The sequence below is a fragment of the Roseateles sp. GW821-FHT09H10 genome (genome assembly GCF_059415865.1).
In genome coordinates, this window is sequence record NZ_JBWKOB010000002.1 from 793,426 (window position 1) to 815,072 (window position 21,647).

The 21,647-nt window shown below is 70.4% G+C and carries 19 protein-coding genes; 5 read left to right on the forward strand and 14 right to left on the reverse strand.

Annotated features, from left to right (window positions below; all coding sequences use genetic code 11):
* Positions 1-5: 5 nt before the first annotated feature.
* Together AC07OY_RS11580 and AC07OY_RS11585 are read left to right on the forward strand one after the other, a co-directional pair.
* Complete coding sequence (locus tag AC07OY_RS11580; RefSeq protein WP_495042724.1) at positions 6-731, forward strand: zf-TFIIB domain-containing protein; 726 nt, start codon at positions 6-8, stop codon at positions 729-731.
* On the forward strand, positions 731-1,909 hold the full coding sequence (locus tag AC07OY_RS11585; RefSeq protein WP_495042725.1) for a tetratricopeptide repeat protein: 1,179 nt from the start codon (positions 731-733) through the stop codon (positions 1,907-1,909). Before AC07OY_RS11580 ends, AC07OY_RS11585 begins: the two co-directional genes overlap by 1 nt.
* Here AC07OY_RS11585 and AC07OY_RS11590 read toward each other — a convergent pair.
* Positions 1,906-2,133, reverse strand: a complete 228-nt coding sequence (locus AC07OY_RS11590) for a hypothetical protein (protein WP_495042726.1) — start codon at positions 2,131-2,133, stop codon at positions 1,906-1,908. The two genes, AC07OY_RS11585 and AC07OY_RS11590, sit on opposite strands and share 4 nt — an antisense overlap.
* A gap of 83 nt (positions 2,134-2,216) precedes the next feature.
* On the opposite strand from AC07OY_RS11590, the gene AC07OY_RS11595 reads away from it, so the two are divergent.
* A complete protein-coding gene (locus AC07OY_RS11595; RefSeq protein ID WP_495042727.1) occupies positions 2,217-3,308 on the forward strand; it encodes a PQQ-dependent sugar dehydrogenase in 1,092 nt (363 codons plus the stop codon).
* A 19-nt stretch (positions 3,309-3,327) separates the two neighbouring features.
* On the opposite strand, the gene AC07OY_RS11600 is transcribed toward AC07OY_RS11595, so the two are convergent.
* From AC07OY_RS11600 to AC07OY_RS11655, 12 genes are all read right to left on the reverse strand, one after another.
* Positions 3,328-3,882 carry a hypothetical protein gene (locus AC07OY_RS11600; RefSeq protein ID WP_495042728.1) on the reverse strand — a complete coding sequence of 185 codons (555 nt, stop codon included), beginning with the start codon at positions 3,880-3,882 and terminating at the stop codon, positions 3,328-3,330.
* Between the two features lie 4,039 nt (positions 3,883-7,921).
* Positions 7,922-8,311, reverse strand: coding sequence for a DUF971 domain-containing protein (locus AC07OY_RS11605; protein ID WP_495042729.1), 390 nt, complete (start codon positions 8,309-8,311; stop codon positions 7,922-7,924).
* The gene (locus AC07OY_RS11610) at positions 8,308-9,285 is read right to left on the reverse strand and encodes a HEAT repeat domain-containing protein (protein WP_495042730.1); all 978 of its coding nucleotides are present in this window, start codon (positions 9,283-9,285) and stop codon (positions 8,308-8,310) included. Before AC07OY_RS11610 ends, AC07OY_RS11605 begins: the two co-directional genes overlap by 4 nt.
* Complete coding sequence (locus AC07OY_RS11615) at positions 9,282-10,106, reverse strand: ABC transporter ATP-binding protein (RefSeq protein WP_495042731.1); 825 nt, start codon at positions 10,104-10,106, stop codon at positions 9,282-9,284. Before AC07OY_RS11615 ends, AC07OY_RS11610 begins: the two co-directional genes overlap by 4 nt.
* Positions 10,103-10,927, reverse strand: a complete 825-nt coding sequence (locus AC07OY_RS11620) for an ABC transporter permease (protein ID WP_495042732.1) — start codon at positions 10,925-10,927, stop codon at positions 10,103-10,105. The genes AC07OY_RS11615 and AC07OY_RS11620 overlap by 4 nt, the downstream gene beginning before the upstream one ends.
* 4 nt (positions 10,928-10,931) lie before the next feature.
* Complete coding sequence (locus tag AC07OY_RS11625; RefSeq protein WP_495042733.1) at positions 10,932-12,326, reverse strand: ABC transporter substrate-binding protein; 1,395 nt, start codon at positions 12,324-12,326, stop codon at positions 10,932-10,934.
* Positions 12,327-12,340: 14 nt separating this feature from the next.
* Positions 12,341-12,598 (reverse strand): 4Fe-4S dicluster domain-containing protein, encoded by a 258-nt coding sequence (locus tag AC07OY_RS11630; protein WP_495042734.1) that lies wholly within the window; start codon positions 12,596-12,598, stop codon positions 12,341-12,343.
* 10 nt (positions 12,599-12,608) lie between these two features.
* Positions 12,609-14,336: a fumarate reductase/succinate dehydrogenase flavoprotein subunit gene (locus tag AC07OY_RS11635; protein WP_495042735.1), complete on the reverse strand. Its 1,728-nt coding sequence runs from the start codon at positions 14,334-14,336 to the stop codon at positions 12,609-12,611.
* Positions 14,333-15,106, reverse strand: coding sequence for a GntR family transcriptional regulator (locus AC07OY_RS11640; protein WP_495042736.1), 774 nt, complete (start codon positions 15,104-15,106; stop codon positions 14,333-14,335). Before AC07OY_RS11640 ends, AC07OY_RS11635 begins: the two co-directional genes overlap by 4 nt.
* Positions 15,107-15,303: 197 nt before the next feature.
* Positions 15,304-16,074, reverse strand: coding sequence for a hypothetical protein (locus tag AC07OY_RS11645; RefSeq protein ID WP_495042737.1), 771 nt, complete (start codon positions 16,072-16,074; stop codon positions 15,304-15,306).
* Positions 16,075-16,077: 3 nt separating this feature from the next.
* Positions 16,078-18,123, reverse strand: coding sequence for a hypothetical protein (locus AC07OY_RS11650; RefSeq protein ID WP_495042738.1), 2,046 nt, complete (start codon positions 18,121-18,123; stop codon positions 16,078-16,080).
* Between the two features lie 10 nt (positions 18,124-18,133).
* Positions 18,134-18,772, reverse strand: coding sequence for a PEP-CTERM sorting domain-containing protein (locus AC07OY_RS11655; protein ID WP_495042739.1), 639 nt, complete (start codon positions 18,770-18,772; stop codon positions 18,134-18,136).
* 228 nt (positions 18,773-19,000) lie between these two features.
* Between AC07OY_RS11655 and AC07OY_RS11660 the strand changes: the two genes are divergently transcribed.
* Positions 19,001-19,522, forward strand: coding sequence for a YgjV family protein (locus AC07OY_RS11660; RefSeq protein ID WP_495042740.1), 522 nt, complete (start codon positions 19,001-19,003; stop codon positions 19,520-19,522).
* Here the strand turns inward: AC07OY_RS11660 and AC07OY_RS11665 are convergent.
* Entirely contained in the window at positions 19,488-20,363 is an 876-nt protein-coding gene (locus AC07OY_RS11665) for a YihY/virulence factor BrkB family protein (RefSeq protein ID WP_495042741.1), read from the reverse strand. The two genes, AC07OY_RS11660 and AC07OY_RS11665, sit on opposite strands and share 35 nt — an antisense overlap.
* 124 nt (positions 20,364-20,487) lie before the next feature.
* Here AC07OY_RS11665 and AC07OY_RS11670 point away from each other — a divergent pair, with 124 nt between their 5' ends.
* On the forward strand, positions 20,488-21,636 hold the full coding sequence (locus AC07OY_RS11670; RefSeq protein WP_495042742.1) for an AI-2E family transporter: 1,149 nt from the start codon (positions 20,488-20,490) through the stop codon (positions 21,634-21,636).
* The last annotated feature ends 11 nt before the right edge of the window (positions 21,637-21,647 follow it).

Genomic DNA, 21,647 nt, shown 5'->3' on the forward strand with positions numbered 1-21,647 from the left:
ACGCCATGCCCACGCCTGCGTCCCGCCCTTGCCCGTCCTGCAGCAACCCCATGGAAGTGCACGAGCTGCCCGGCCAGTACGACAGCCGGGTCGAGATCGACTTCTGCTTCGGCTGCCAAGGCATCTGGTTCGACAGCATGGAGAACCTCAAGCTGGCCCCTGCTGCGGTGGCGACGATGTTCAAGCAGATGCACAGGCACAACGACGAGCCGCATGCGCCGCTGGCCGGCCGGCTGCGCTGCGCGCAATGCCGTGGCGGCCTGGTGCAGGGCTTCGACATCGTGCGCAGCGGGCGCTACATCACCCATCGCTGCCCCGCCCAGCATGGCCGCTTCAGCAGCTTCTCGTCCTTCATGATCGAGAAGGGCTTCGTGCGCCAGCTCACCAAGCCCGAGATCGCCGACATCGCGAAGAAGGTCGGCGTCATCAATTGCAGCAACTGCGGCGCGCCGGTGGACCTGCGCAAGGAGGACGCCTGTTCGCATTGCCGCTCGGCCCTGTCGCTGCTGGACCCGGCCGCGGTGCAGAAGGCGCTGGAGCACTATGCCCGGCCCGCGGCCCCCGTCCCCGCGACGGCAGTCGCAGATGCCATGCTGGCGATGGCGCGCCAGCGTTCGCACGCCGGCCGCATGGAGGTCTGGCCCTCCGACGCCCGGCTCACCGGTGGCGGCCTGGCGGTGGACCTGTTCGCGGTCGGGCTCAGCCTGGTCAGCAGCCTGTGGGACGACTGATGCCGACGGACTTCGACAAGGGCCTGGCCCTGCACCAGCAGGGCCGTCTGGCCGAGGCCGAGCCGCTCTACCGCCGCGTGCTGCGCACGGCGCCCACGCACTTCGACGCCCTGCACCTGCTGGGCGTCCTCTGCGGCCAGACCGACCGCTTCGACGAGGCCCTGACCCTGCTGAACCGCGCCCTGGCCCAGCGCCCCGACAGCGCCCCGGCCCTGAACAACCTCGGCAACACCCTGGGCAGCCTGGGCCGCCACCAGGAGTCCGTGCAGGCCTTCGAGCGCGCCCTGGCCGTGCGGCCAGAGGACGCCAAGGCCCTGCGCAACCGCGGCACCAGCCTGCGCGCACTGGAGAGGCCCGACGAGGCCCTGGCCAGCTTCGATGCGGCCCTGGCCTTGCAGCCCGCCTACTCCGAGGCGCTGATCGGCCGCGCCGAATGCCTGCTGGCCCTGCACCGGCGCGGCCAGGCCATCGAAGCCTTCCAGCAGGCGCTGGCCCTGGGCAAGGACGTCGACCAGATCCAGTACGCGCTGGCGGCCCTGGGCGTGGGCAGCGCCCCGACGACGGCACCAGCCGGCTATGTCGAGGCCCTGTTCGACATGTATGCCCACAACTTCGACAGCCACCTCGTCAAGACCCTGGGCTATCGCACGCCCGAGCTGCTGGTGGCCGAGTTGCAGCGCGCCCAGCCGGCAGGGGGCGGGCAAGTCATCGACCTCGGCTGCGGCACCGGCCTGTGCGGGCCGCTGCTGCGGCCGCTGGCTGCACGGCTGACCGGCGTGGACCTGTCGGGCCTGATGCTGGCCAAGGCGCGCGAGCTGGACCTGTACGACGAGCTGGTGCAGGGCGACATCGCCGCGGCGCTGGAGGGCCAGCCGGGTCGTTTCGACATCGCTGTGGCCGCCGACGTCTTCGTCTACATCGGCGACCTGGAGGCCGTCTTCGCCGCCACCGCGGCCGCGCTGCGCACCGGCGGTTTGTTCGCCTTCTCCGTCGAGGCCTGCGAGGACGAGACCGATTTCCGCCTTGGCGCCAAGCGCCGCTATGCCCATTCTCAGCGCTATCTGCAGCGTCTGGCGGACACACACGGTCTCTGCCTCGAATCGTCGACGCGCTGCGCCATCCGCAAGGAAAGCGACGAGGCCGTCGACGGGCTGCTCGTCGTGATGCGCCGCGCCTAGCGCAGTTTCCTGGCGTAGTTCTGCTGCACGAAGCGGCTGATATAGCTGCTCAAGCCCCGCCCGGCCTGGGCGAGTCGTTTCATCTCGTCGACCGGCTCCGCACCCGGCCGCTCCGCGTCGTAGACATAGACCGAACCGTCGATGAAACGCACCGCGATGCTGGCCGGGCCCAGCTCATAGCCGACGACGCCGGATTCACCGCTGCGGTTGAGATAGCGCTGCATGGCGGCTCCGTGGGCAAACGGCGTGCCGGCTTCCTGCTGCGATGATGCGCGTCCCCCCGCGCCTCGCCCCCCACTCCACTCCGATGAGCAAGCGTCTCCTCCTCTCCGTTCTCGCCCTGGGCTGCAGCCTCGCCCAGGCCGCCCCCGAACTCGAAACCGTCGTCGACGGCCTGAAGACCCCCTGGGCGGTCGCCTTTCTGCCCGACGGCCAGTTCCTCATCACCGAACGTGACGGCACGATGCGCACGGCCAAGCCCGGCGGCAAGCCCAGCGCGCCCATCGCGGGCGTGCCGGCCGTCGATGCCGTGGGCCAGGGCGGCCTGCTGGACGTCATCACCGACAGCGATTTCGCCAGGAACCGCACCGTCTACTTCTGCTACGCCGAGCCCGGCGCGGACAAGACCAACGGCACGGCCCTGGCCCGCGCCAGGCTGAGCGCCGACAACAAGCGCCTGACCGACGTCAAGGTCCTCTTCAGCCAGCAGCCCAAGATGGAGAGCCGGCTGCACTTCGGCTGCCGCATCGTCGAGGCGCCGGACGGCAAGCTCTTCCTCAGCCTGGGCGAGCGCTACAAGGGCATGGACCGCGCCCAGACGCTGGACAACCACTTCGGCAAGATCATCCGCATCGACAAGGACGGCAGCGTGCCGGCCGACAACCCCTATGCCAAGACAGCCGGCGCCCTGCCCGAGATCTGGAGCTACGGCCACCGCAATTCGCAAGGCCTGGTGCTGGACGAGAAGGGGCGGCTGTGGGAGCACGAGCACGGGCCCCAGGGCGGCGACGAGCTCAACCTCATCAGCCCGAAGCTGAACTACGGCTGGCCCGTCATCACCTACGGCGAGAACTACGGCGGCGGCAGGATCGGCGAGGGCATCGCGGCCAAGGCCGGCATGGAGCAGCCCGTCGTCAAGTGGGTGCCCTCCATCGCGCCGGCAGGCATGGCCAAGCTCAGGAGCGCCAAATACGGTCCGGCCTGGCAGGGCAGCTTCTTCATCGGCTCGCTGAAGTTCGGCCACCTGGAGCGCGTCAAGCTCGGCGCTGACGATCGCCTGGCGGAACAGGAGCGCCTCTTCCCGGACGCCGGCCGCATGCGCGATGTGCGCGAAGGCCCGGATGGCCTGCTCTACCTGGTGCTGGAGGCCCACGGCCGCATCGTGCGCGTGAAGCCCTGAACGTGCGCTGGCCTGACCCTCAGGCCAGCAGCAGTACCAGGCTCATCACCGTCAGGTTGATCAGCAAATGCGGCACGGCTGCGACGGCGAAGGCACGCATCCAGCCCAGCGGCCGCCAGGCCAGGTAGCCGCAGCTGAAGACATAGAAGCTCCAGAAGGTGCCGAAGAACCAGAGCAGGCCCTGCGCGCCGTGCAAGCCGCCCCACAGCACGCCGGCGGCCATGGCGATTAACAGGGGCCGGCTCGACAGGCGACCCAGCAGCCACAGCAGGCCTCCAAGCAACAGCGTCTCGGCCAGCGGCGCAAAGACCACCACGCCGAAAAACTCCTTGAACGATGCCTCGCGATCGGGTGGCGCGACGGCGGTCACGTCCACGCCCAACATCAGAGCCAGGCCATAGGCCAGGCCGATGAAGGCCAGGCTGGGCAACATGGCCACCGGCCACGCCAGCAGGCAGTGCAGGGCCAGCGACGGCGCGCGCCTGGCGGTCAGCAGCGTCAGCACCAGCTCAGGCCATGACTCTCGCGGCTCTGCTTCGGAGGGGGCAGCGGACACGGGGGCGAGGGCGGTCATGAAAGCGTCGTGCAAGGCTGGGCTTCGGTCGCCGCACTATCGCATCCACCCGGCCGGAGTCGCATCTCGCGGCACCGCCAGCCGCATCCGGCGCACCCGCGACAAGCGCGGTTGAACGGCTGCTTCGCTGTGTTGGAATCCCGCGCACTGGGAGAGACAACATGAAGCGATTCGCGACGACGCTGCTGTGCCTGCTGGCTAGCCTGGCCGCCCAGGCTGCACCGCTGACACCCGCCGAACTGCCTGCCGCCACGCGCGACTGGCTGCCCTGGGCAGCCCAAGGCCAGCCACCGCTGGGCTGCCCCGCGGGCGCGGCCGAAGGGGAGACGCCGGTGTGCGTCTGGCCGGGCCGCCTGCAGCTGAATGCCGGGCCGCGCGACGCGAGCTTCAAGCTGGAGGTGCAGGTCTTCGGCGCACCGGGCCGCGTGGCCCTGCCCGGCGAGGCCGGCGCCTGGCCGCAGGACGTCAAGGCGGGTGGCAAGGCGCTGGCCGTCGTCGAGGTGGACGGCCACCCGGCCGTCTGGCTCGCGCCGGGTGCACACGTCATCGAAGGGCACATCGGCTGGGCCGGTGGCATGCCGCAGAACCTGGCCGTGCCGGCCCATCTCGCGGCCATCGTCGTCAGCAGCGACGGCGCCAGCCAGGCGCGCGCGCCCGATGGCGATGGCCGCATCTGGCTGCGTGCCGTCGCCAGCCCGGCCGAGGCCAGCGACAGCGTCAGCATCCAGACCGTGCGCCTCGTCGACGACGAGCTGCCGCTGACCGTGACGACGGCCTTCGACCTGCGCGTGGCCGGCCGCGCCCGCGCGGTGGAACTGCCGCTGGCGCTGCTGCCGGGCCTGCGCGCCATGCAGCTCGACAGCCCCTTGCCCACACGACTCGCCGAAGACGGCCGCCTCATCGTGCAGGCCCGCCCCGGCAACTGGCATATCGAGCTGCGGGCGCGTCTCAGTGCGCCGGTGCAGGCGCTCAAGCTGCCCGAGGGGGCGCCGGACGAAGAGGTCTGGGTCGTCAAGGCCGCGCCCGAGCTGCGCCTGATCCGCCCCGAAGGACCGGCCAGCGTCGACCCGCGCCAGGTGGAGATGCCCGAAGCCTGGCGCGCGCTGCCGGCCTTCCGGCTCAAGCCCGGCGAGACGCTGAAGCTGACCGAGCTGCAGCGCGGCAATGCCAAGCCCGCGCCCGACGCGCTGACCCTTGAGCGCCGGTTGTGGCTGGACTTCGACGGCCGCGGGTTGACGGCCAACGACAAGTTCATCGGTCAGCTGTCGGCCAGCTCGCGCCTGGCCATGCCCGCACCCGGCCAGCTCGGCCGCGCGGCGTTGAACACGCAGGACCAACCCATCACCCGCCTGGCCGCCGACGGCCTCGCCGGCTTCGAGGTGCGCGAGCGCAACACCGCCATCGAAGCCGACAGCCGCTGGCCCACCGACACCCTGCTGCCCGCCAGCGGCTGGAGCGTCAGCGTCGACAAGCTGCGCGCCCAGTTGCAGCTGCCACCCGGCTGGCGACTGCTGCATGCCCAAGGCCCCAGCAGCGCCAGCGGCGCCTGGGTCGGCATGTGGACGCTGTGGGACTTCTTCTTCGTGCTGCTGGCCGCCCTGGCCGCCTACCGGCTGCTCGGCTGGCGCGTCGGCGTGCTGCTCGGCCTGGCCCTGGTGCTGACCTGGCACACGCCCGGCAGCCCGCCGGCCTCGCTGTGGTTCGGCCTGCTGGCGCTGACGGCCCTGGCCCGCTTGCTGCCCGCGGGCCGCGCCCAGACGGCGTTTGCGCGCGGCCGCTTCGCGGTGGCCGGCATGCTGGCCCTGCTGCTGCTGCCCTTCGCGGTGCAGCAGGTTCGGGAGTCCCTCTATCCCAGCCTGGAACCGCAAGCGTGGGCCATGAATGCCGCAAGGGAAATCAGGGCGCCGGACGGGGTGCGCATCGTGGAAGAAAAGATGTTGCCGCCGCCCGAATTCCAGGTTTCCGCCTCACCGGCGCCACCGGCCAAGTACGAGCCGATGCAAAAGCGTGTGCCCATGGAACGCGTCGACCCCAATGCCCGCGTGCAGACCGGCCCCGGCCTGCCGACCTGGAGCTGGCGCGGCCACATGCTGAGCTGGAGCGGCCCGGTCACTCCCGAGCAGACGCTGAAACTGTGGCTGCTGCCACCCTGGGCCACCGCGCTGCTGAAGCTCGTCGGCCTGACCCTGCTGGCCCTGGCCCTCATCGTCGTCACCGGCCTGAGGCCGCCCCAGCTGCGCGCGCCCCGCATGGGTGCCGGCGCGGCAGCCGCCGCTCTGCTGTTGCTGCTGGGCCTGACGCCCCCACCGAGCGAAGCCCAGGCGGCCTGGCCGAGCGAGGAGCAGCTCAAGGCCATGCGCGACAAGCTCGCAGCGCCGCCCGACTGCCTGCCGCGCTGCGCCGAACTGTCGCGGCTGATCGTCAGCGCGGCGGGCTCGACGGTGCAGCTGCGCGCCGAGATCCATGCCCAGGCCCTGGTGGCGGTGCCGCTGCCCGGCCAGGGCACCGGCTGGCAGCCGGCCAGCATCACGCTGGACGGGCAACCCGCCGCGACGCGCCGCGATGACGAAGGCCGGCTGCTGATCGCCGTGCCGGCCGGCGTGCACCAGGTCGTGCTGAGTGCCGACGTGGGTGGCGCCAGTGGCCTGGACATCACGCTGCCGCTGCCGCCGCGCGCGCTGCAGAGCGAGCTGAAGGGCTGGGCCCTGGCCGGCCTGGACCCGCGCGGCCAGAGCACCGGCGCCATCACGCTGAGCCGCGAGGCCGGTGGCGGCACGAGCCGCAGCGAAGACGCGGGCACGCAGCGCGACGCCCTGCCGCCGCTGGTGCGCGTGGACCGGCTGCTGCAGCTCGGCCTGCGCTGGCAGGTGCAGACCCACATCCAGCGCCTGGCGCCCAGCCGCGCGCCGCTGCGCGTGCGCTGGGCCCTGCTGCCGGGCGAGGCCGTCAGCGATGCACGCGTGACGGTGGAGGGTGGCGTGGCCAGCCTGCAGCTCGGCGGCGAGGAGCAGGCCGAGATCGCCAGCACGCTCAAGCCCGGCGAGTCGCTGACGCTGGTGGCCGGCAAGGAGCCGCACCAGGTCGAACGCTGGACGCTGGACGCCTCCGCCCAATGGCATGTGGACGCCAGCGGCCTGGCCGCGACGGCGCTGCAGCAAAGCGGCCAGTGGCAGCCCGAATGGCGACCCTGGCCCGGCGAGACCTTGAAGCTGGCCATCACCAAGCCCGCCGGCATTCCCGGCCAGACGCTGACGCTGGACAGCGCCCGCACCACCCTCGATCCCGGCGAGCGCAGCACCGAAGTGCAGCTGAACCTGAAGCTGCGGGCCAGCCTTGGCGGACCGCACGCCATCAAGCTGCCCGCCGGCGCCGAGCTGCTGGAAGTGAAGCTGCGCGGCGACACCTTGCCGCTGCAGCTGCGCGAGGGCGCCGTGACCCTGCCGCTGACACCGGGCGCCCAGGAGGTGCAGATCCGCTGGCGCACCCCCGAGGGCATGGGGACCTGGTGGCGCCACGAGGGCCTGCGCCTGAGCCTGCCGGGCGTCAACGACGCGCTGACGCTGAACGTGCCGCAGGACCGCATCGTGCTCGCCGTCGGCGGGCCGCTGATGGGGCCGGCCGTGCTGATCTGGGGCGTGCTGGTCGTCGTGCTCGTGCTGGCCTGGTTCGCGCCGCGCGGCCTGCCCGGCATCATGACGCGGCCGGCCTGGCTGATCCTGGCCCTGGGCGTGGCGCCGGTGTCGCTGTGGGCTCTCGGCCTGCTGGCCGGCTGGTTCGCCCTGCTGGAGGCGCGCCGACGCTGGATGCTGGCGATGCCGGACGCGGCACGCTGGCAACGCATCCTCGTGCAGCTGCTGCTGGTGGGCTGGACGCTGTTCGCCATCGGCGCCCTGCTGGACGTGCTGCGCACCGGCCTGCTCGGCCATCCCGACCTGATGATCGCGGGCCCGGGCTCCAGCAGCCATGAGCTGAGCTGGCTGTCCGACCGCTTCACCGAGCACACGGCCGGCGCCTGGGTACTCAGCGCGCCGATGTGGCTCTACCGCGTGCTGATGCTGGCCTGGGCGCTGTGGCTGGCAACATCGCTGCTGCGCTGGGTGAGCTGGGCCTGGGCGGCCTTCAGCGCGGGAGGGGCCTGGCCGGCCAAGCCCTCCGTGGTCGAGGTGGCCGACGACAGCTCGCGCAACCAGACCCAGGGATAGATGCCGCGGTCGTGGCCGTCGCTGAAGATCAGCTGCAACGCGTAGCTGCCGACGGGCTGCGCATCGACGAGCAGGACCGGCACCGCCAGCTCGGGCGCCCGTGCCCGGCAGCCACCGCAGCGGCAGACGGCACGCAGCCGGGAAGCGGCCAGCTGAGAGATGCCGTCGGCCCACTGCAGGCGCAGCGCGTCGGGTGTCAGCTCGACGGCCTCGGGCAGCCCGCTCATCGGTCGACTCCCGCTCGCGCGCCCAGGCGCTGCAGTGACAGCCGCACGGCCTTGCGGACCTCGGGATCGGGATCGGCAGCGGCGGCTTGCAGCGCGGCAACGGCGCTGGCGTCGCCGATGTCGCCCAGGGCGATGGCCGCCTCCTTGCGCAGGTTGCCGGCCGGGTGGATGAGGGCGGCGCTCAGCACGGGCAGGGCCTGGGTGTCGGCAATGCGGCCGAGGGCCCGGGCGGCACGCAGGCGCACCTGCCAGTAACCGTCGTCCATTGCCGCCCGCAGCGCGGTGGCGGCAGCCGTGGCGCGCAGCTTGCCCAGCGTGGAGGCTGCTTCCTCGCGCACGGTCCAGGCGGCGTCCCGCAAGGATTCGCACAGTGCAGCCTGCACCGTGGCCACCTGCTCGGGCGCCGCCAGGCCCAGGGCGCCGGCGGCGGCGCGGCGCACTTCGGTGTCGGCATCGGCGATGACGACGCGGGTCAGCAGCGGCAAGGCGGCGGCGTGCTTGAGCCAGCCCAGCACGGCGACGGCCTCGCGGCGCACGCCGGCGTCGGCATGTTGCAAGGCGGCGAGCGCGGGCGCCGCGGCGGCAGGCACACGCAGCTCGCGCAGGGCGCGCAAGGCAGAGGCGCTGATGAAGGCGTCCGGCGAAGCGGCATGGGCCAGCAGGCGTTCGCCGGAGCGCGGGTCTTTCAGCTCGGTCAGGGCCTGGGCGGCGGCGCCTGAGACTTCGGCGGTGTCGCTCAGCGCGGCGGCGAGGGCGTCGACAACGGCGGGTTCGTCCCAGCCGGCCAGCGCGCGGGCAGCCTCGGCGCGCAGCGTGGCATCGGGGTCGTCCCGCAGCAGTTGCGCGAGGGCAGGCAGCACCGCGGCGTCCTCGATGTCGGTGAAGTCCAGCACGGCAACGCGGCGCACGCCGGGGTCGGCATCGGCCAGGCGCTCCAGCAGGGCCTGCACTTCGGGGTCCAGCAGATCGGTCATGTGGCAAAGCGCCATTGCGGCGCACCCAAGGGTGAAAGGCGTTCGAGCGGCGGCGCATGGCCGTCCTCGCGCAGCAGCGCCAGGCAGCGGCGCTTGAGCTGGACGAACTCGGGGTCGGTCAGCAGGGCGGCGCTGCGCGGACGGGTGAAGTCCAGCTTCAGCTCCTCGACGATGCGCCCCGGCCGCGGGCCGATGACGAGGACGCGGTCGGCCAGGAACAGGGCTTCGTCGATGTCGTGAGTGACGAAGACGACGGTGGTGCGCATGCGTGCCCACAGCTCCAGCAGCAGCTCCTGCATGCGGCTGCGCGTCAGTGCATCGAGCGCGCCAAACGGCTCGTCCATCAGCAGCACGCGGGGGTGGTTGATGAGGACGCGGGCGATCTCGACGCGCTGTTGCATGCCGCCCGACAGCTCGCGCGGATAGCGGCGCTCGAAGCCTTGCAGGCCGACGAGCTGCAGCAGCTCGGCCGCCCGCTGCTCGCGCTCGGCTCGCGGCACGCCCTTCATCTTCAGGCCATAGCCGACGTTGTCGAGCACGGTCTTCCACGGGAACAGCGTGTGCTGCTGGAACACGAGGCCGCGGTCGGGGTCGGGGCCGCTGATGGCCTCGCCATCCAGCGTCACACGGCCGTGCGACGGCGACAGATGGCCGGCCAGTGCGCCCAGCAGCGTGGACTTGCCGCAGCCCGAGGGACCGAGCAGGCAGACAAACTCGCCCGGTTCTATCGTGACCGACAGGTCGCGCAGCACTTCGAAGCGGGCCGGGCCTTCGCCCAGTGCAATGGACAGGTGCTCGACGTGGATGCGTCCTGCGCTCATCGCTTGCCTCTCTGCCAGGGCATGAGCCTGGCGCCTGCCCATTGGATGAGGGCGCTGCTGCCCATGCCCAGGGCGCCGATGACCAGCATGCCGACGACGATGTTGGGATAGGCCTGCACCGTGTAGCTCTCCCAGGTGTAGTAGCCGATGCCGTACTGGCCGGCGATCATTTCGGCGGTGACGAGGCAGAACCAGCAGGTGCCCATGCCGATGGACAGGCCCGTGACGATGCTTGGCGCCGCGCCGGGCGCGACCACCTCGGTGAAGAGCCGCCAGCCGCGCGTGCCCAGGCCTCGCGCCGAAGCGACGAGTCGGGCGTCCACGCCTTCGACGCCATGGATGGTGTTGAGCAGGATGGGGAAGAGGGCGCCGACGAAGGTGATGTAGATCATGCTGCCCTCGGACGAGGGAAACATCAGGATGGAAAGCGGGATCCACGCGACGGCGGGGATGGGGCGCAGCACCTCCAGCGGCGGCAGCAGCAGGCGGCGCGCGAGCTGCACGCGGCCGATCAGCAGGCCCAGGCCGACACCCAGCAGGGCCGCGAGTCCAAACCCCGCGCCGACGCGCATCAGGCTGCTGGACAGATGCGGCCACAGCTTGGGCGACTGCGCCAGCTGCCAGGCCGCCTCCAGCACCTCGGCCGGCCGCGGCGTGTTGGCGAAGGTGACGAAACCGAGGTTGATGCGGTAAGCACACGCCAGCTGCCAGGCCAGCAGGCAGCCGGCGATGGACAGCAATTGCAGCGCGAGCCGTGTCAACGACGGCTGCCAGACCGGGCGAGGAGCGACCTGGGCGGGCGCGGGGAGGACGGCACTCATGGCATCACCGCGCCTTGGCAGTCGCCTGCGCGCCGGCGAAGTCCAGCGCCTTGCCCTTCACCGCTGCCGCGTACGCGTTGGCTGCGTCCTTCTGCAGGAAGGCGCTCAGCTGGCCGTTGGCGTCGGCCACGAAGGAGGCGTTGGCCGCCAGCAGCTTGATGCGATGCACGAGGTCATGCACATAGACGCCCCGGGGCTTCTTGCCCTCGGCTTCCAGCTTGCGCAGGTCGGCCAGGGCGCCCTCGATGGTGGCGTAGTGGCGCACCCTGGGCTCGCCCACCAGCCAGATGCCGGCGACGCGCTGGAAGTCGGTGATGGGCTTGCCGGTGACGGCGTCATTGGCCTTCAGCGCCAGCTTGTCGTAGTTCTTCAGCTTGGCTTCGTAGTCTTGCCCCGACGCCTTGAAAGCGGCGCGGATGTACTGGTCGTCGACAAAGGTCTCGGCCTTCAGCGGCGACTCACGACCCATCAGCTTCAGCGTCTCGATGGACGTGGCCAGGGCCTTGCGGTATTCAGGCTTCCAGGTGTTGTCGCGGGTCTGCAGGCCCAAAGGCCCGTGATAGAGATAGTTCACCGCGGCCTCGATGCCGGTGACCTTCTCGATCAGCTCGCTGTACTTCTCGGGCTCGGCGGTGATCAGCTTGTCGGCCTCCAGCGCGGCGCGCAGGAAGGCGACGACGATCTCGGGGTACTTCTTCGCGTAGTCGGCGGCCACCAGCGAGCCGTGATACGTCGGCGCATTGGCCTGGGCACCGTCGTAGATCTTGCGCGCGATGCCGCGGTGCTCGAAGAGTTCGACGAAGGGCACGAAGTCGGCGTGCGCCTCGATCTTGTTGGCCTGCAGCGCGGGGCCTGCCACTTCGGGGGCCTGCGTGATGATGTTGACGTCCTTCTGCGGATCCCAGCCCTGCGACGCGACGGCGCGCAGCAGCATGCCGTGGGCGGTCGACGCGAAGGGGACGGAGATGGTGCGGCCCTTCAGCTCGGACAGCGACGTGATGGTGGACTGCTTGGGCACGACGACGCCGTTGCCGCTGCCCAGCGTGCTGCCCGACAGCACGGTCAGGAAGAGGCTGGCCTTGCCGGCCTTCAAAAAGGCGGCACCGTTGTTGGAGCCGGGGAAATCGGCCATGGAGCCGATGTCCAGCTTGTCGGCCACCATCTCGTTGGTCAGCGGCGCGCCGGAGGTGAAGTTCTTCCACTGGATGTCGTAGGTGACGCCCTTGTACTTGCCGTCCTTGGGCAGGTATTTCTCCAGCAGCTTGAGTTCGCGGATCAACAGGCCGCCGGTGGCGCAGTTGATCGTCGTGTCCTGGGTGCCGATGGCGACGCGGATGGTCTCGGCATTGACGATGCCGGTGAAGGCCAGGGACAGGGCAAGGAGGGTCAGTTTTTTCATGAGGGTGGTGGAGGTCAGCGCAGCAGATAGGGGATCTCGACGTGGACGGCGCCCGTGGGGCAGTCCTTCTCGCAGGGCATGCAGTACCAGCACTCGTCGAATTTCATGTAGGCCGCGCCCTTGCTGAGGTCGATGGCCAGCACGTCCAGCGGGCAGACATCCACGCAGACGGTGCAGCCCTTGTGGGCGATGCATTTGTCGGCGTCGACGGTGACCGGCACCTGGGTGGGCGTCAGCGCCTGAGGGCGGATGGGAATGGTCATGGTGGTCATGGAAGTCCTCTCAGGCCGCGACGGCTTCGGCCGGGATGCGCAGCCGGGCGTAGGCCGAGCTGTCGGCCTGGGCGATGGGCACGATGTAGGGCTCGATGGCGCGCTTGAAGCAGGCCATGCGACCGTCCGCGCCCTTGTGCAACTGCGCGTGGACCATCCAGTCGGCGTCGTTGCGCTCCGGGTAATCGACCCGTGCGTGGTACAGGCCCCAGCGGCTCTCGGTGCGGAAGAGGGAGGCGCGCGCCGCCATCTCGGCGCAGTCGCGGATGAAGTGCACTTCCATGGCCCGCATGAGCTCGTGCGGATCGCGCGCCTGCAGCAGGTTCAGGTCTTCGCGGATGCCCTCGAAGCGCTCCAGGCCCAGCTCCATCTTCTTGGTGACCTTGGGCGGCTGCAGGTAGTCGTTGACCATGCGGCGCAGCTTGAACTCGACCTGGTTGGGCGGCAGGCCGTTCTCACGCAGCAGCGGGGCCTGAACACGGGCACGCTCGGCCTCGACCTGGCCGGCATCCACCGGCGCGAAGTCGTGCTCGGCGCAGAACCTGGCGCTGCTCTCTCCCGCCAGCTTGCCGTAGACGAAGGCGCCCAGCATGTAGTTGTGCGGCACGCTGGCCATGTCGCCGGCGGCGTGCAGGCCGGCCACCGTCGTCTGCGCGTGCTCGTTGACCCACACGCCCGAGGCCGAGTGGCCGCTGCACAGGCCGATCTCGGAGATGTGCATCTCCACCATGCGCTCGCGGTAGTCCGTGCCGCGACCGGCATGGAAGCGCCCGCGGCTGGGCCTCTCGTTGGTGTGCAGGATGGTCTCGATCTGGCTGATCGTTTCCTCGGCCAGATGGTCCAGCTTCAGGAACACCGGGCCGTTGCCCCCCTGCAGCTCGCGGTAGAACTCCCACATCATCTGGCCCGACCAGTAGTCGCACTCGATGAAGCGCTGGCCCTGGGCGTTGGTGGTGTAGCCGCCGAAGGGGCCGGTCACATACGCACAGGCGGGGCCGTTGTAGTCCTTGATCAACGGATTGATCTGGAAGCACTCGATGCCCGACAGCTCGGCCCCTGCGTGATAGGCCATGGAGTAGCCATCGCCCGCATTGGTGGGGTTCTCGTAGGTGCCGAACAGATAGCCACTGGCCGGCAGACCCAGGCGCCCGGCGGCGCCGCAGCTCAGCACGACAGACTTGGCGCGGATGACATGGAAGTCGGCCGTGCGGCAGTCAAAGGCCATCGCACCGGCGATGCGACCTTCGTGCGTCAGCAGGCGCGTGGCGACAAGGCGGTTGGTGATCTCGACGCGCGTGCGCTTGAGCTGGCGGTAGAGCACCTTCTTGATGTCGTGGCCTTCCGGCATCGGCAGCACGTAGCTGCCCATGTGGTGGACCTTCTTGACGGCGTAGTCACCGGTCTCGTCCTTCTCGAACTTGACGCCCCAGCGGTCCAGCTCCTCCACCATGGCGTGGCTGTTGGCCGCATAGGCCATGACGGCCTTCTGGTTGACGATGCCGTCGTTGGCAACGGTGATCTCGCGGACGTACTGCTCGGGTGTGGCGTGGCCGGGCAGCACGGCGTTGTTGAGGCCGTCCATGCCCATGCTGATGGCGCCGCTGCGCTTGACGTTGGCCTTCTCCAGCAGCAGCACGCGCAGATGGGGGTTGGCCTGCTTGGCCTTGACGGCCGCCATCGGGCCGGCGGTGCCGCCGCCGATGACGAGGACGTCGACTTCGGTTTCTATGGTGTTCATTTGAGATGCGGGCTGCGTTGCAGGCGCAGCCGGTACTGGAAGTTGTCGGCGCGGCAGTACAGGTGCTCGTAGTCGAGCGGCCGGCCGTCGGCGCCATGGGTCAGGCGTTCGATATGCAGCAGCGGCGTGCCGCGCTCCACGCCCAGGAGCGCGGCCTGTTCGGCATCGGCCAGCAACGCATCGATGACGAGATCGGCATGGCCGAGTGGCGCGGCGCAGTCGGCTTCGAGGATGCCGAAGATGTCGCGCACAGCGAGGTCCTCGCGGGCGACGCGCTGGCCCAGGGCGAGGGGCAGCCAGGTCAGGTCCAGCGACACGGGCTGGGCCTCGACATGGCGCACACGGCGGATCTCGGTGACGAGCTCGCCGGCCGTGAGCAGGAGGCGCTGGGCGACTTCTTCAGTCGCGGGCACCGTGCTCACGGCCAGCACGCGGTTGTAGGTGTCGTGGCCCAGCGCGCCCATGGCCTCGGCGAAGCCCTGCAGGCGGCCCAGCTCCTGGAAGGGCTTGGTGGGCGACACGAAGCTGCCCTTGCCCGCCACCTTGAAGATGACGCGCTCCTTCTGCAGGTCGGAGAGCGCCTGGCGCACGGTGATGCGGCTGACGCCATACAGGCCCATCAGCTCGCTCTCGGACGGCAGGCGGTCGTGCGGCTGCCAGGCGCCGCTGACGATGCGGGCGCGGATGTCCTCGCGGATGCGGCTGTACAGCCGCACGGCGGCGGGGCCGTGGTGCAGCGGTACGTCGGCGCGGGTAGGAGAAACAAGCATGGGAGAGAGGGCCTGACCTGTCATGTCAGGTGCTCTCATCGCAAGCGCCGTGCCGGGCTCGTCCAAGGTCCCGGCGCGGGAGCATTTCTCCTATGAAGACGGCACCGATCCTGTCGCGTTTCTGGCGCCCGGGCGAGGTGTTGAGTTCTCAGCAGCCTGTTGCGCGGCCAACAGCACACTGTTGATTTGTCAACAGTTCAACCGCCGCGGCGCTGCAGCTCGTAGTCGCGCAGCGCCCGCTGCAGCGACTGCTGGCGGGCGCCAGGCTGCAACTGGGCAGCCACCTGCTCGAAGCGGGCCACATTGCCCGCATTCAGGAAAGGCCGGATGTGGTCGGCCACCGACTGCGCAGCCTGCCAGCCGCCGGTGTGCACCAGGCCGACGAACATGTCGTCAAAGCCGCTGCTCAGCCCCAGCTGCTGCCACTGCTGCAGCACCGGATAGGCCTTGCCCAGCAGCACCGCGTCATAGCTCTTGCCGAGGGCCGACACGGCGGCGGCGACGGTCTCGGCCGAGGGCGGCAGCCGGGCCGCGAGGGCCAGCGCCGCGGCCTGCACATGGCCGTCGGGGAAGGCCAGCAGCTCACGCGCCCAGGAGGCCTGCTCGGCCGGACTGCCATGGGCGGCCAGGCGCTCCAGCTGTTCGAGCAGCAGGCGCACCACCTCGAAATGCTCGTCCATGCCTTCGCCACGCGTCAGACGACAGCTGTCGGCGGCATGGCACTGCGTCAGCGTGCGCAGGGCCTGGGCAGGCGGCGCGATGTTCAGCGAAGCCACGGCGGCGGGTTGGACAGCGGTCACGGCCACAGGCGCGGCGGTGGGCGCGGCTGTGGCGGCGGCCACGGGCTGCAAGGACCGCGGTGCCACCGGGGTTGTGGCAGCGGCGGGCAAGGCTTCGCTGCCCTCCAACCACCACAGGCCTCCGCCAACGGCGGCCAGTGCAGCGATCAGCAAGACCCTGGGCTTCATGGCTCAGGGCTGCAAGGCGAGGAAGGCGCTGGCGGGCCAGCGGTTGGTGCGGCAGTAGGCCGCGTTGCCGGCGCGTGCCAGGCAGGCATTGACCAGGCCCGTGCCGAAAGGCCCGTAGACATCGGTCTCGGCCACGCCATTGCGCGCGACCGCCTCCGTGCAATGGAAGCGATGCGCCATCGAGCGCGCCGCGCCGCGTGGGCAGTCGCCGTTGCCGGTGGCGGCCGCCGCGAGGGCCTTGCTCCAGATCGGCAGGGCCAGGGCCACGCCGTCGACGACGGTCGCGCGGTTGGCCGTGCAGACGGCGCCACCGCCACCGTCCACGCAGGCCTGCGCCGAGGCCATCGTGAAGGGGCCATAGGCCTGGCTGTTGCTCATGCACTGGCGCGAGTGGTGGTCATAGCGCGTGCCATTGGGGCAGTGCGCGTGCCTTTGCGCTGAGGGTGCAACGGTGGGCACCGCCCAGCTCGCCAGCGTCGACGCGGGATAGAGGTTGCCGGCAAAGATCCAGCCCTCGCGCAGCACGTTGTCGTTGTGCAGGTACTCGACGCGGTAGTAGAGGTTGTTGGCCGAGGCCGTGCCAAACACCTCCTTGACCTGCACGGCGGTGTTGGCCGGGATGGCGATCAGCAGGGTGCCGCCCGGCGTGGCCCGCATGTTGAGGTTGGGCACGACCTTGACCCAGTCGCCCGCGTAGGCGATGGCCCCCGCGCCCGTGGGCGCCGCGCCGACGGCGATGCCGGCATGCGTGGCCGCGTCCCCGGCGTCGATCCAGCCGTCGGTCAGCACGCCGCCGATGTCGGCACGGATGCGGTACAGGCGCTTCTGCTGCTGCGCACCGCTGACCATGAAGTCCAGCACCTGGTAGCTGCCCGCTGCCGCCTGGCCCAGCACCATGCCGCCCGGCGCCGAGCGCAGCGCCAGCGGCTGCAGCGTCGCGATGGCGCTGGCCAGGGACTGCAGGCCGGGCACCTGGGCGCGGCAGAGCTGGTGGCGGTTGTGGTCGATGCGGGCGAAGCTCGCCGTCTGCGCCACATAGACCTGCACGATGCTGCTCTCGTCAAAGGCGGCGCGGCCGGCCAGGCAGGCGGCGTCGCGCACATCGTCCACGCATTCCAGCGTGCCGCCATTGAGCACGCAGGCCGCGTTGCCCACCTGCAGCAGCTTGCCGGCCTCGACGCTGCCGCCCACCGGCACGGGGCATTGCGGGCCATCGTCCATCAGGCAGGCCACGTCGATGCCGGCGGCCTTGCCGAGGTCGGCCACGTCGGACAGCCACAGCCGCGCGTCGTAGTTGTCGCGGTAGCCGTTGTCCTTGGCGACATTGACGTCGGCCGTGTTCTGCCAGCGGCAGACCTTGGTCGGGCCGCCGTTGTAGGCCGACCAGGCCGAGCGCGCGCGGCTGCGCCAGTACTCGTCGATCTGGGCCGGGGTGCCGGTCGGCGCCGTGACGCCGCCCAGGCAGGAGGCGGGCGCGCTCTCCCACGCCGCGTAATAGATGTCGATGGCGTAGGTGAAGTTCTGCATCATGTTCCAGCCCTTGCCCTGCTGGAGCTGCACGAAGTGATAGCGGTCGTCGACCTGCATCATGCCGTGGCCATGGCCGCTGTCGCCGCGCATCATCTTCAGCATCCAGGGCTGGCCGGCAGCGGTCTGCGCATCGCGGTAATGGGACCAGAAGGTCTCCTGGCGCAGCGTCGCGTAGGTGCCGCGCTGGAAGGCCTCCAGCTCGCGCGCCGAGACGCCCGGCTTGCGCGAGCGCAGGTAGCGGTCGCTGGCGTCGCGGATGACCGGGTACATGGCCTGCATATAGCGCTTGCGCTCGTCGACGAGGCTGGCCGAGGCGTCGCTGAAGATGACGCCGGCATAGTTGCCGCGCACGAAGCTGTCGGGGCCGAAGGCATTGGCGTCGCAGCCCGAGGGCGCACGGCCATGGGTCCAGGTACCGCCGACCTTGTTGGTGCAGGCCCAGTCGTTGGCCGTCGGCGTGTAGGCGGCCTGGGCGGCGCCGGCGAGAGCGAGGCAGACGGTGATGAGGAGTCGCTTCATATCCGTCTCCTCAGGCAGAGCGGCGGCGAACCGCGATGGCCAGCAGACCGGCCAGCATCAGCGCGACGCTGCCGGGTTCGGGCACGGCGGCCACGTCGCCCACGCGCACGGCCCAGGCCTGGGCCAGGGTGTCGGTGGCGAGCTGGTCCTGCAGCCCCATGCCCATGAAGAAGGCCAGGCCCCAGCCAGGCTCGCTGGCAGTGGCTGTCCAGAACACCGGACCGACGGCGTTGTTCGGGTCGGCCAGGCCGGTGAAGGGGCCGGTCTGCGCCAGGCCCGAGGCCGTGTTGCCCAGGCTGGCGTAGTAGAGGTGGCCGAGCTGGGAATTGAGGCCGGCGTTGTTGATGCCGACATCGGTGCTGCCGTCGTCGGCATAGTCCAGCTGCAGCGCCAGGCCGTTGACCGGCACGACGCGAGGCAGATGCCAGTCGTCGGCGCCGCCGAAGCTCAGGGACTCGGCCCAGGAGACCGCATCGGCCTGGGTGCGCAGGCCGCCCAGGCCGGCATCGGTGATCCAGGTCAGGTTGGTGACGGTGTCGTAGACCATCGTGCCGTTGGCGCGCGGCTGCAGCGCGGCGCCGGCCGGGGCTGCGATCAGACAGGCCGTCAGGGCCAAGGCGGCGGTCAGCTTGTTGTTTGGCAGTTTCATGGCGGTGGCGACACGGTCGCGGAGCTGGGGCGGGCGCATGGTCCGCAACACCGCTGTGCACGCGTCAGCGGGTTAGTCCTGGAGGCCGCTGCCAATTCGAGCGGGCCGCATAACCGGGCGGAATGCGCCTCGCCGCCGCGCGAAGGGCGGCTTCTCCAGCGTCGGCGGGACAATCGCGGGCCTCACGCCCAGCCCCCCTAGTTCTCGGGAGCGCCCGCCTCCACCCGCATGTTCGCCACCGACTGGTTCTCGCCCGCCCAATTGCTGGGCTATCTCGCCTTCGTGCTCGGCGTCGCCTGCTTCCTGCAGACCGACGACCGCCGCTTCAAGTGGTTCATGACGGGCGAGTGCGTGGCCTACATCGCCCATTTCGCGCTGCTCGGCAACCCGACGGCCGTGGCGAGCTCGTCGCTGTCCATGCTGCGCTCGCTGCTGTCGCTGGTCACGCGCTCCCGCTGGGTGGCGGTTGGCGTCATCGCCGCCAACATCGGCTTCGGCTGGGGCCTGGCCGAGAAGCCGAGCGACTGGCTGCCGCTGGGCGCCTCCTGCCTGGGCACCATCGCCCTGTTCACGCTGGAGGGCATCGCCATGCGGCTGCTGATGCTGTGCGGCACGGGGCTGTGGATCGCCAACAACCTCATCGTCGGCTCCATCGGCGGCACGGCGCTGGAGATCGTCATCGCGGTGATCAACCTGAGCACGATCGCCAGGATGATCAGGAGTCGTCCAGCCGCTCGAACTCCGCAATGACCTGGGCGCCCAGCAGCAGCAGCGTGGCGCCGATCTCCAGGCTCAGCAGCACGGCGATGGCCGTTGTCAGCGAGCCGTAGACCGTGCCGATCTGCGACAGCGTGCCGAAATACCAGACCAGCACGCGGCGCGACAGCTCCCACAGCAGCGCCGCGGCCAGCGCTCCCACCAGGGCCAGCGGCAGGGACAGCCGGCCCACGGGCATGACCATGTAGACCGAAGCCAGCACGAAGACCTCGCCGGCAAAGCCGAGCAGGTAGAGCATGACGCCCGACACGCCGTCCAGCGACCAGCTCAGGCCCAGGAACTCCACCTCGCGCTCACCCAGCGCCTGGAAGCGGCCGGCCACCAGGGTCACCAGCAGCAGGCCCAGACTCAGGCAGAGGATGTAGACATAGGGGATCAAGGCCGACATCAGCGCGTGGCGGCGCCGCAGCTTGTGGCGGTGGTGGAAGATCACCCGCATCGCGCTCTCCAGCACCGAGAAGGCGAGCGAGCTGAAGAACAGCATGCTGACCAGCAGAACCCAGCCCATCACCTCGCGATGTGCCAGGAAGCGCGCCAGCTCGGCCACCACGGCGGCCGACTGCCCCGGCACCAGCCACTCCAGGTAGCGGCCCACGGTCTGCAGCAGCTGGGCCTGCTCGACCCAGTGCGACAGCGCGATGACGCTCAGGATGAGCAGCGGCACGATGGAAAGCAGCGCGTAATAGGCCACCGCGCCGGCCAGCAGCAGGCCCTGGTTGGCGCGGAAGGCCTTCAGCGTCTGCCATGCAAAACCCCAGGGGCTGTGCAGCACACGGGCAGTCTGGCGCGCGAACTGGTGGGTGAAAAGGCGCATGCCCCAGCGTCGACCCGGGGCGACCGGGCGGCTTGTCGGCGGCCACAACCCTCCCCTGTCGGACGGCGCCGTGACGCGCTCAAGGCGCCGTGCCGCCGGGTGTAACAGCGCGTACGCTGCTGTCATGAGCGCCAATCCCCCCAGCCTCGACCCGGTTCTGCCCGTCAGCGAGCCGCTGCACCTGCACATGCCGGTGGACGTGCGCAGCCTGTCCCTGGCGGTGCTCTCGGTGGTGGCGGTGCTGTTCGCCCTGCATGCCGCCGGTGCCCTGGTCGTGCCAGTGCTGCTGGGCCTGATGCTGAGCTATGCGCTGGCCCCGCTGGTCGGCTGCCTGCAGCGCTTGCGCCTGCCGCGGGCCCTGGCCGCCGGCATGGTGCTGGCCGGCCTGGTGGGCAGCGTCGGCTGGACGGCCTATGCCCTCTCCGACGACGCCAGCAAGCTGCTGGAGTCGCTGCCGGCCGCCACGGAGAAGGTCAAGGCCGCCATCGCCGCCAACCGGCCTGGCGCCAGCGGCGCCCTGGCCCAGGTTCAGAAGGCCGCCCTGCAGCTGGAGCAGGCCGCGGAAGCAGGAGCGCCGACCGCAGCGCCGCGCGGCGTCACCCGCGTCATCGTCGAGAGGCCGCGCTTCAACCTGCACGACTATCTGTGGACGGGCACGGTGGGCCTGCTGGCCACGCTGGGCCAGGCCACGGTGGTGGTCTTCGTCGCCTTCTTCCTGCTGGCGGCGGGCGACACCTTCCGGCGCAAGCTGGTGCACCTGGCCGGTCCCAATTTCGCCAAGCGGCGCCTGACGGTCCAGACCCTGGACGAGATCGGCGACCAGATCCAGCGCTATCTGCTGGTGCAGGTCTTCACCAGCGCCGTGGTGGGCCTGACCATCTGGCTGGCCTTCCTGGCCGTGGGCATGGAACACGCGGCCGTCTGGGGCGTGGTGGCCTTCGTCGGCGACTTCATCCCCTATATCGGCGCGGCCGTGCTGACGGCCAGCGCCGGCCTGATGAGCTTCGTGCAGTTCGGCAGCGTCGACATGGCCGTGCTGGTGGCGGGCATCTCGCTGGGTGTGCACACCTTGTCCGGCAACCTGCTGATGCCCTACCTGAGCAGCCGCAGCAGCCGCATGAACCCGGTCGTCGTCTTCATCGGCGTGCTGGCCTTCGGCTGGCTGTGGGGGCTGTGGGGCCTGCTGCTGGGCGTGCCCATCCTGGCCAGCGTCAAGGCGGTGTGCGACCGGGTCGACGGCCTGCAGCCGATTGGCGAACTGCTGGGGGCCTGAACACGGTTTTC

Excerpts from the sequence above, each read along its gene's own strand:
- AC07OY_RS11670 (WP_495042742.1), top strand. The coding sequence starts at position 20,488 with ATGAGCGCCAATCCCCCCAGCCTCGACCCGGTTCTGCCCGTCAGCGAG.
- AC07OY_RS11590 (WP_495042726.1), bottom strand. The coding sequence starts at position 2,133 with ATGCAGCGCTATCTCAACCGCAGCGGTGAATCCGGCGTCGTCGGCTAT.
- AC07OY_RS11640 (WP_495042736.1), bottom strand. The coding sequence starts at position 15,106 with ATGCTTGTTTCTCCTACCCGCGCCGACGTACCGCTGCACCACGGCCCC.
- AC07OY_RS11605 (WP_495042729.1), bottom strand. The coding sequence starts at position 8,311 with ATGAGCGGGCTGCCCGAGGCCGTCGAGCTGACACCCGACGCGCTGCGC.
- AC07OY_RS11595 (WP_495042727.1), top strand. The coding sequence starts at position 2,217 with ATGAGCAAGCGTCTCCTCCTCTCCGTTCTCGCCCTGGGCTGCAGCCTC.
- AC07OY_RS11635 (WP_495042735.1), bottom strand. The coding sequence starts at position 14,336 with ATGAACACCATAGAAACCGAAGTCGACGTCCTCGTCATCGGCGGCGGC.
- AC07OY_RS11620 (WP_495042732.1), bottom strand. The coding sequence starts at position 10,927 with ATGAGTGCCGTCCTCCCCGCGCCCGCCCAGGTCGCTCCTCGCCCGGTC.
- AC07OY_RS11610 (WP_495042730.1), bottom strand. The coding sequence starts at position 9,285 with ATGACCGATCTGCTGGACCCCGAAGTGCAGGCCCTGCTGGAGCGCCTG.
- AC07OY_RS11665 (WP_495042741.1), bottom strand. The coding sequence starts at position 20,363 with ATGCGCCTTTTCACCCACCAGTTCGCGCGCCAGACTGCCCGTGTGCTG.
- AC07OY_RS11650 (WP_495042738.1), bottom strand. The coding sequence starts at position 18,123 with ATGAAGCGACTCCTCATCACCGTCTGCCTCGCTCTCGCCGGCGCCGCC.
- AC07OY_RS11625 (WP_495042733.1), bottom strand. The coding sequence starts at position 12,326 with ATGAAAAAACTGACCCTCCTTGCCCTGTCCCTGGCCTTCACCGGCATC.
- AC07OY_RS11615 (WP_495042731.1), bottom strand. The coding sequence starts at position 10,106 with ATGAGCGCAGGACGCATCCACGTCGAGCACCTGTCCATTGCACTGGGC.
- AC07OY_RS11660 (WP_495042740.1), top strand. The coding sequence starts at position 19,001 with ATGTTCGCCACCGACTGGTTCTCGCCCGCCCAATTGCTGGGCTATCTC.
- AC07OY_RS11585 (WP_495042725.1), top strand. The coding sequence starts at position 731 with ATGCCGACGGACTTCGACAAGGGCCTGGCCCTGCACCAGCAGGGCCGT.
- AC07OY_RS11580 (WP_495042724.1), top strand. The coding sequence starts at position 6 with ATGCCCACGCCTGCGTCCCGCCCTTGCCCGTCCTGCAGCAACCCCATG.
- AC07OY_RS11600 (WP_495042728.1), bottom strand. The coding sequence starts at position 3,882 with ATGACCGCCCTCGCCCCCGTGTCCGCTGCCCCCTCCGAAGCAGAGCCG.
- AC07OY_RS11645 (WP_495042737.1), bottom strand. The coding sequence starts at position 16,074 with ATGAAGCCCAGGGTCTTGCTGATCGCTGCACTGGCCGCCGTTGGCGGA.
- AC07OY_RS11630 (WP_495042734.1), bottom strand. The coding sequence starts at position 12,598 with ATGACCACCATGACCATTCCCATCCGCCCTCAGGCGCTGACGCCCACC.
- AC07OY_RS11655 (WP_495042739.1), bottom strand. The coding sequence starts at position 18,772 with ATGAAACTGCCAAACAACAAGCTGACCGCCGCCTTGGCCCTGACGGCC.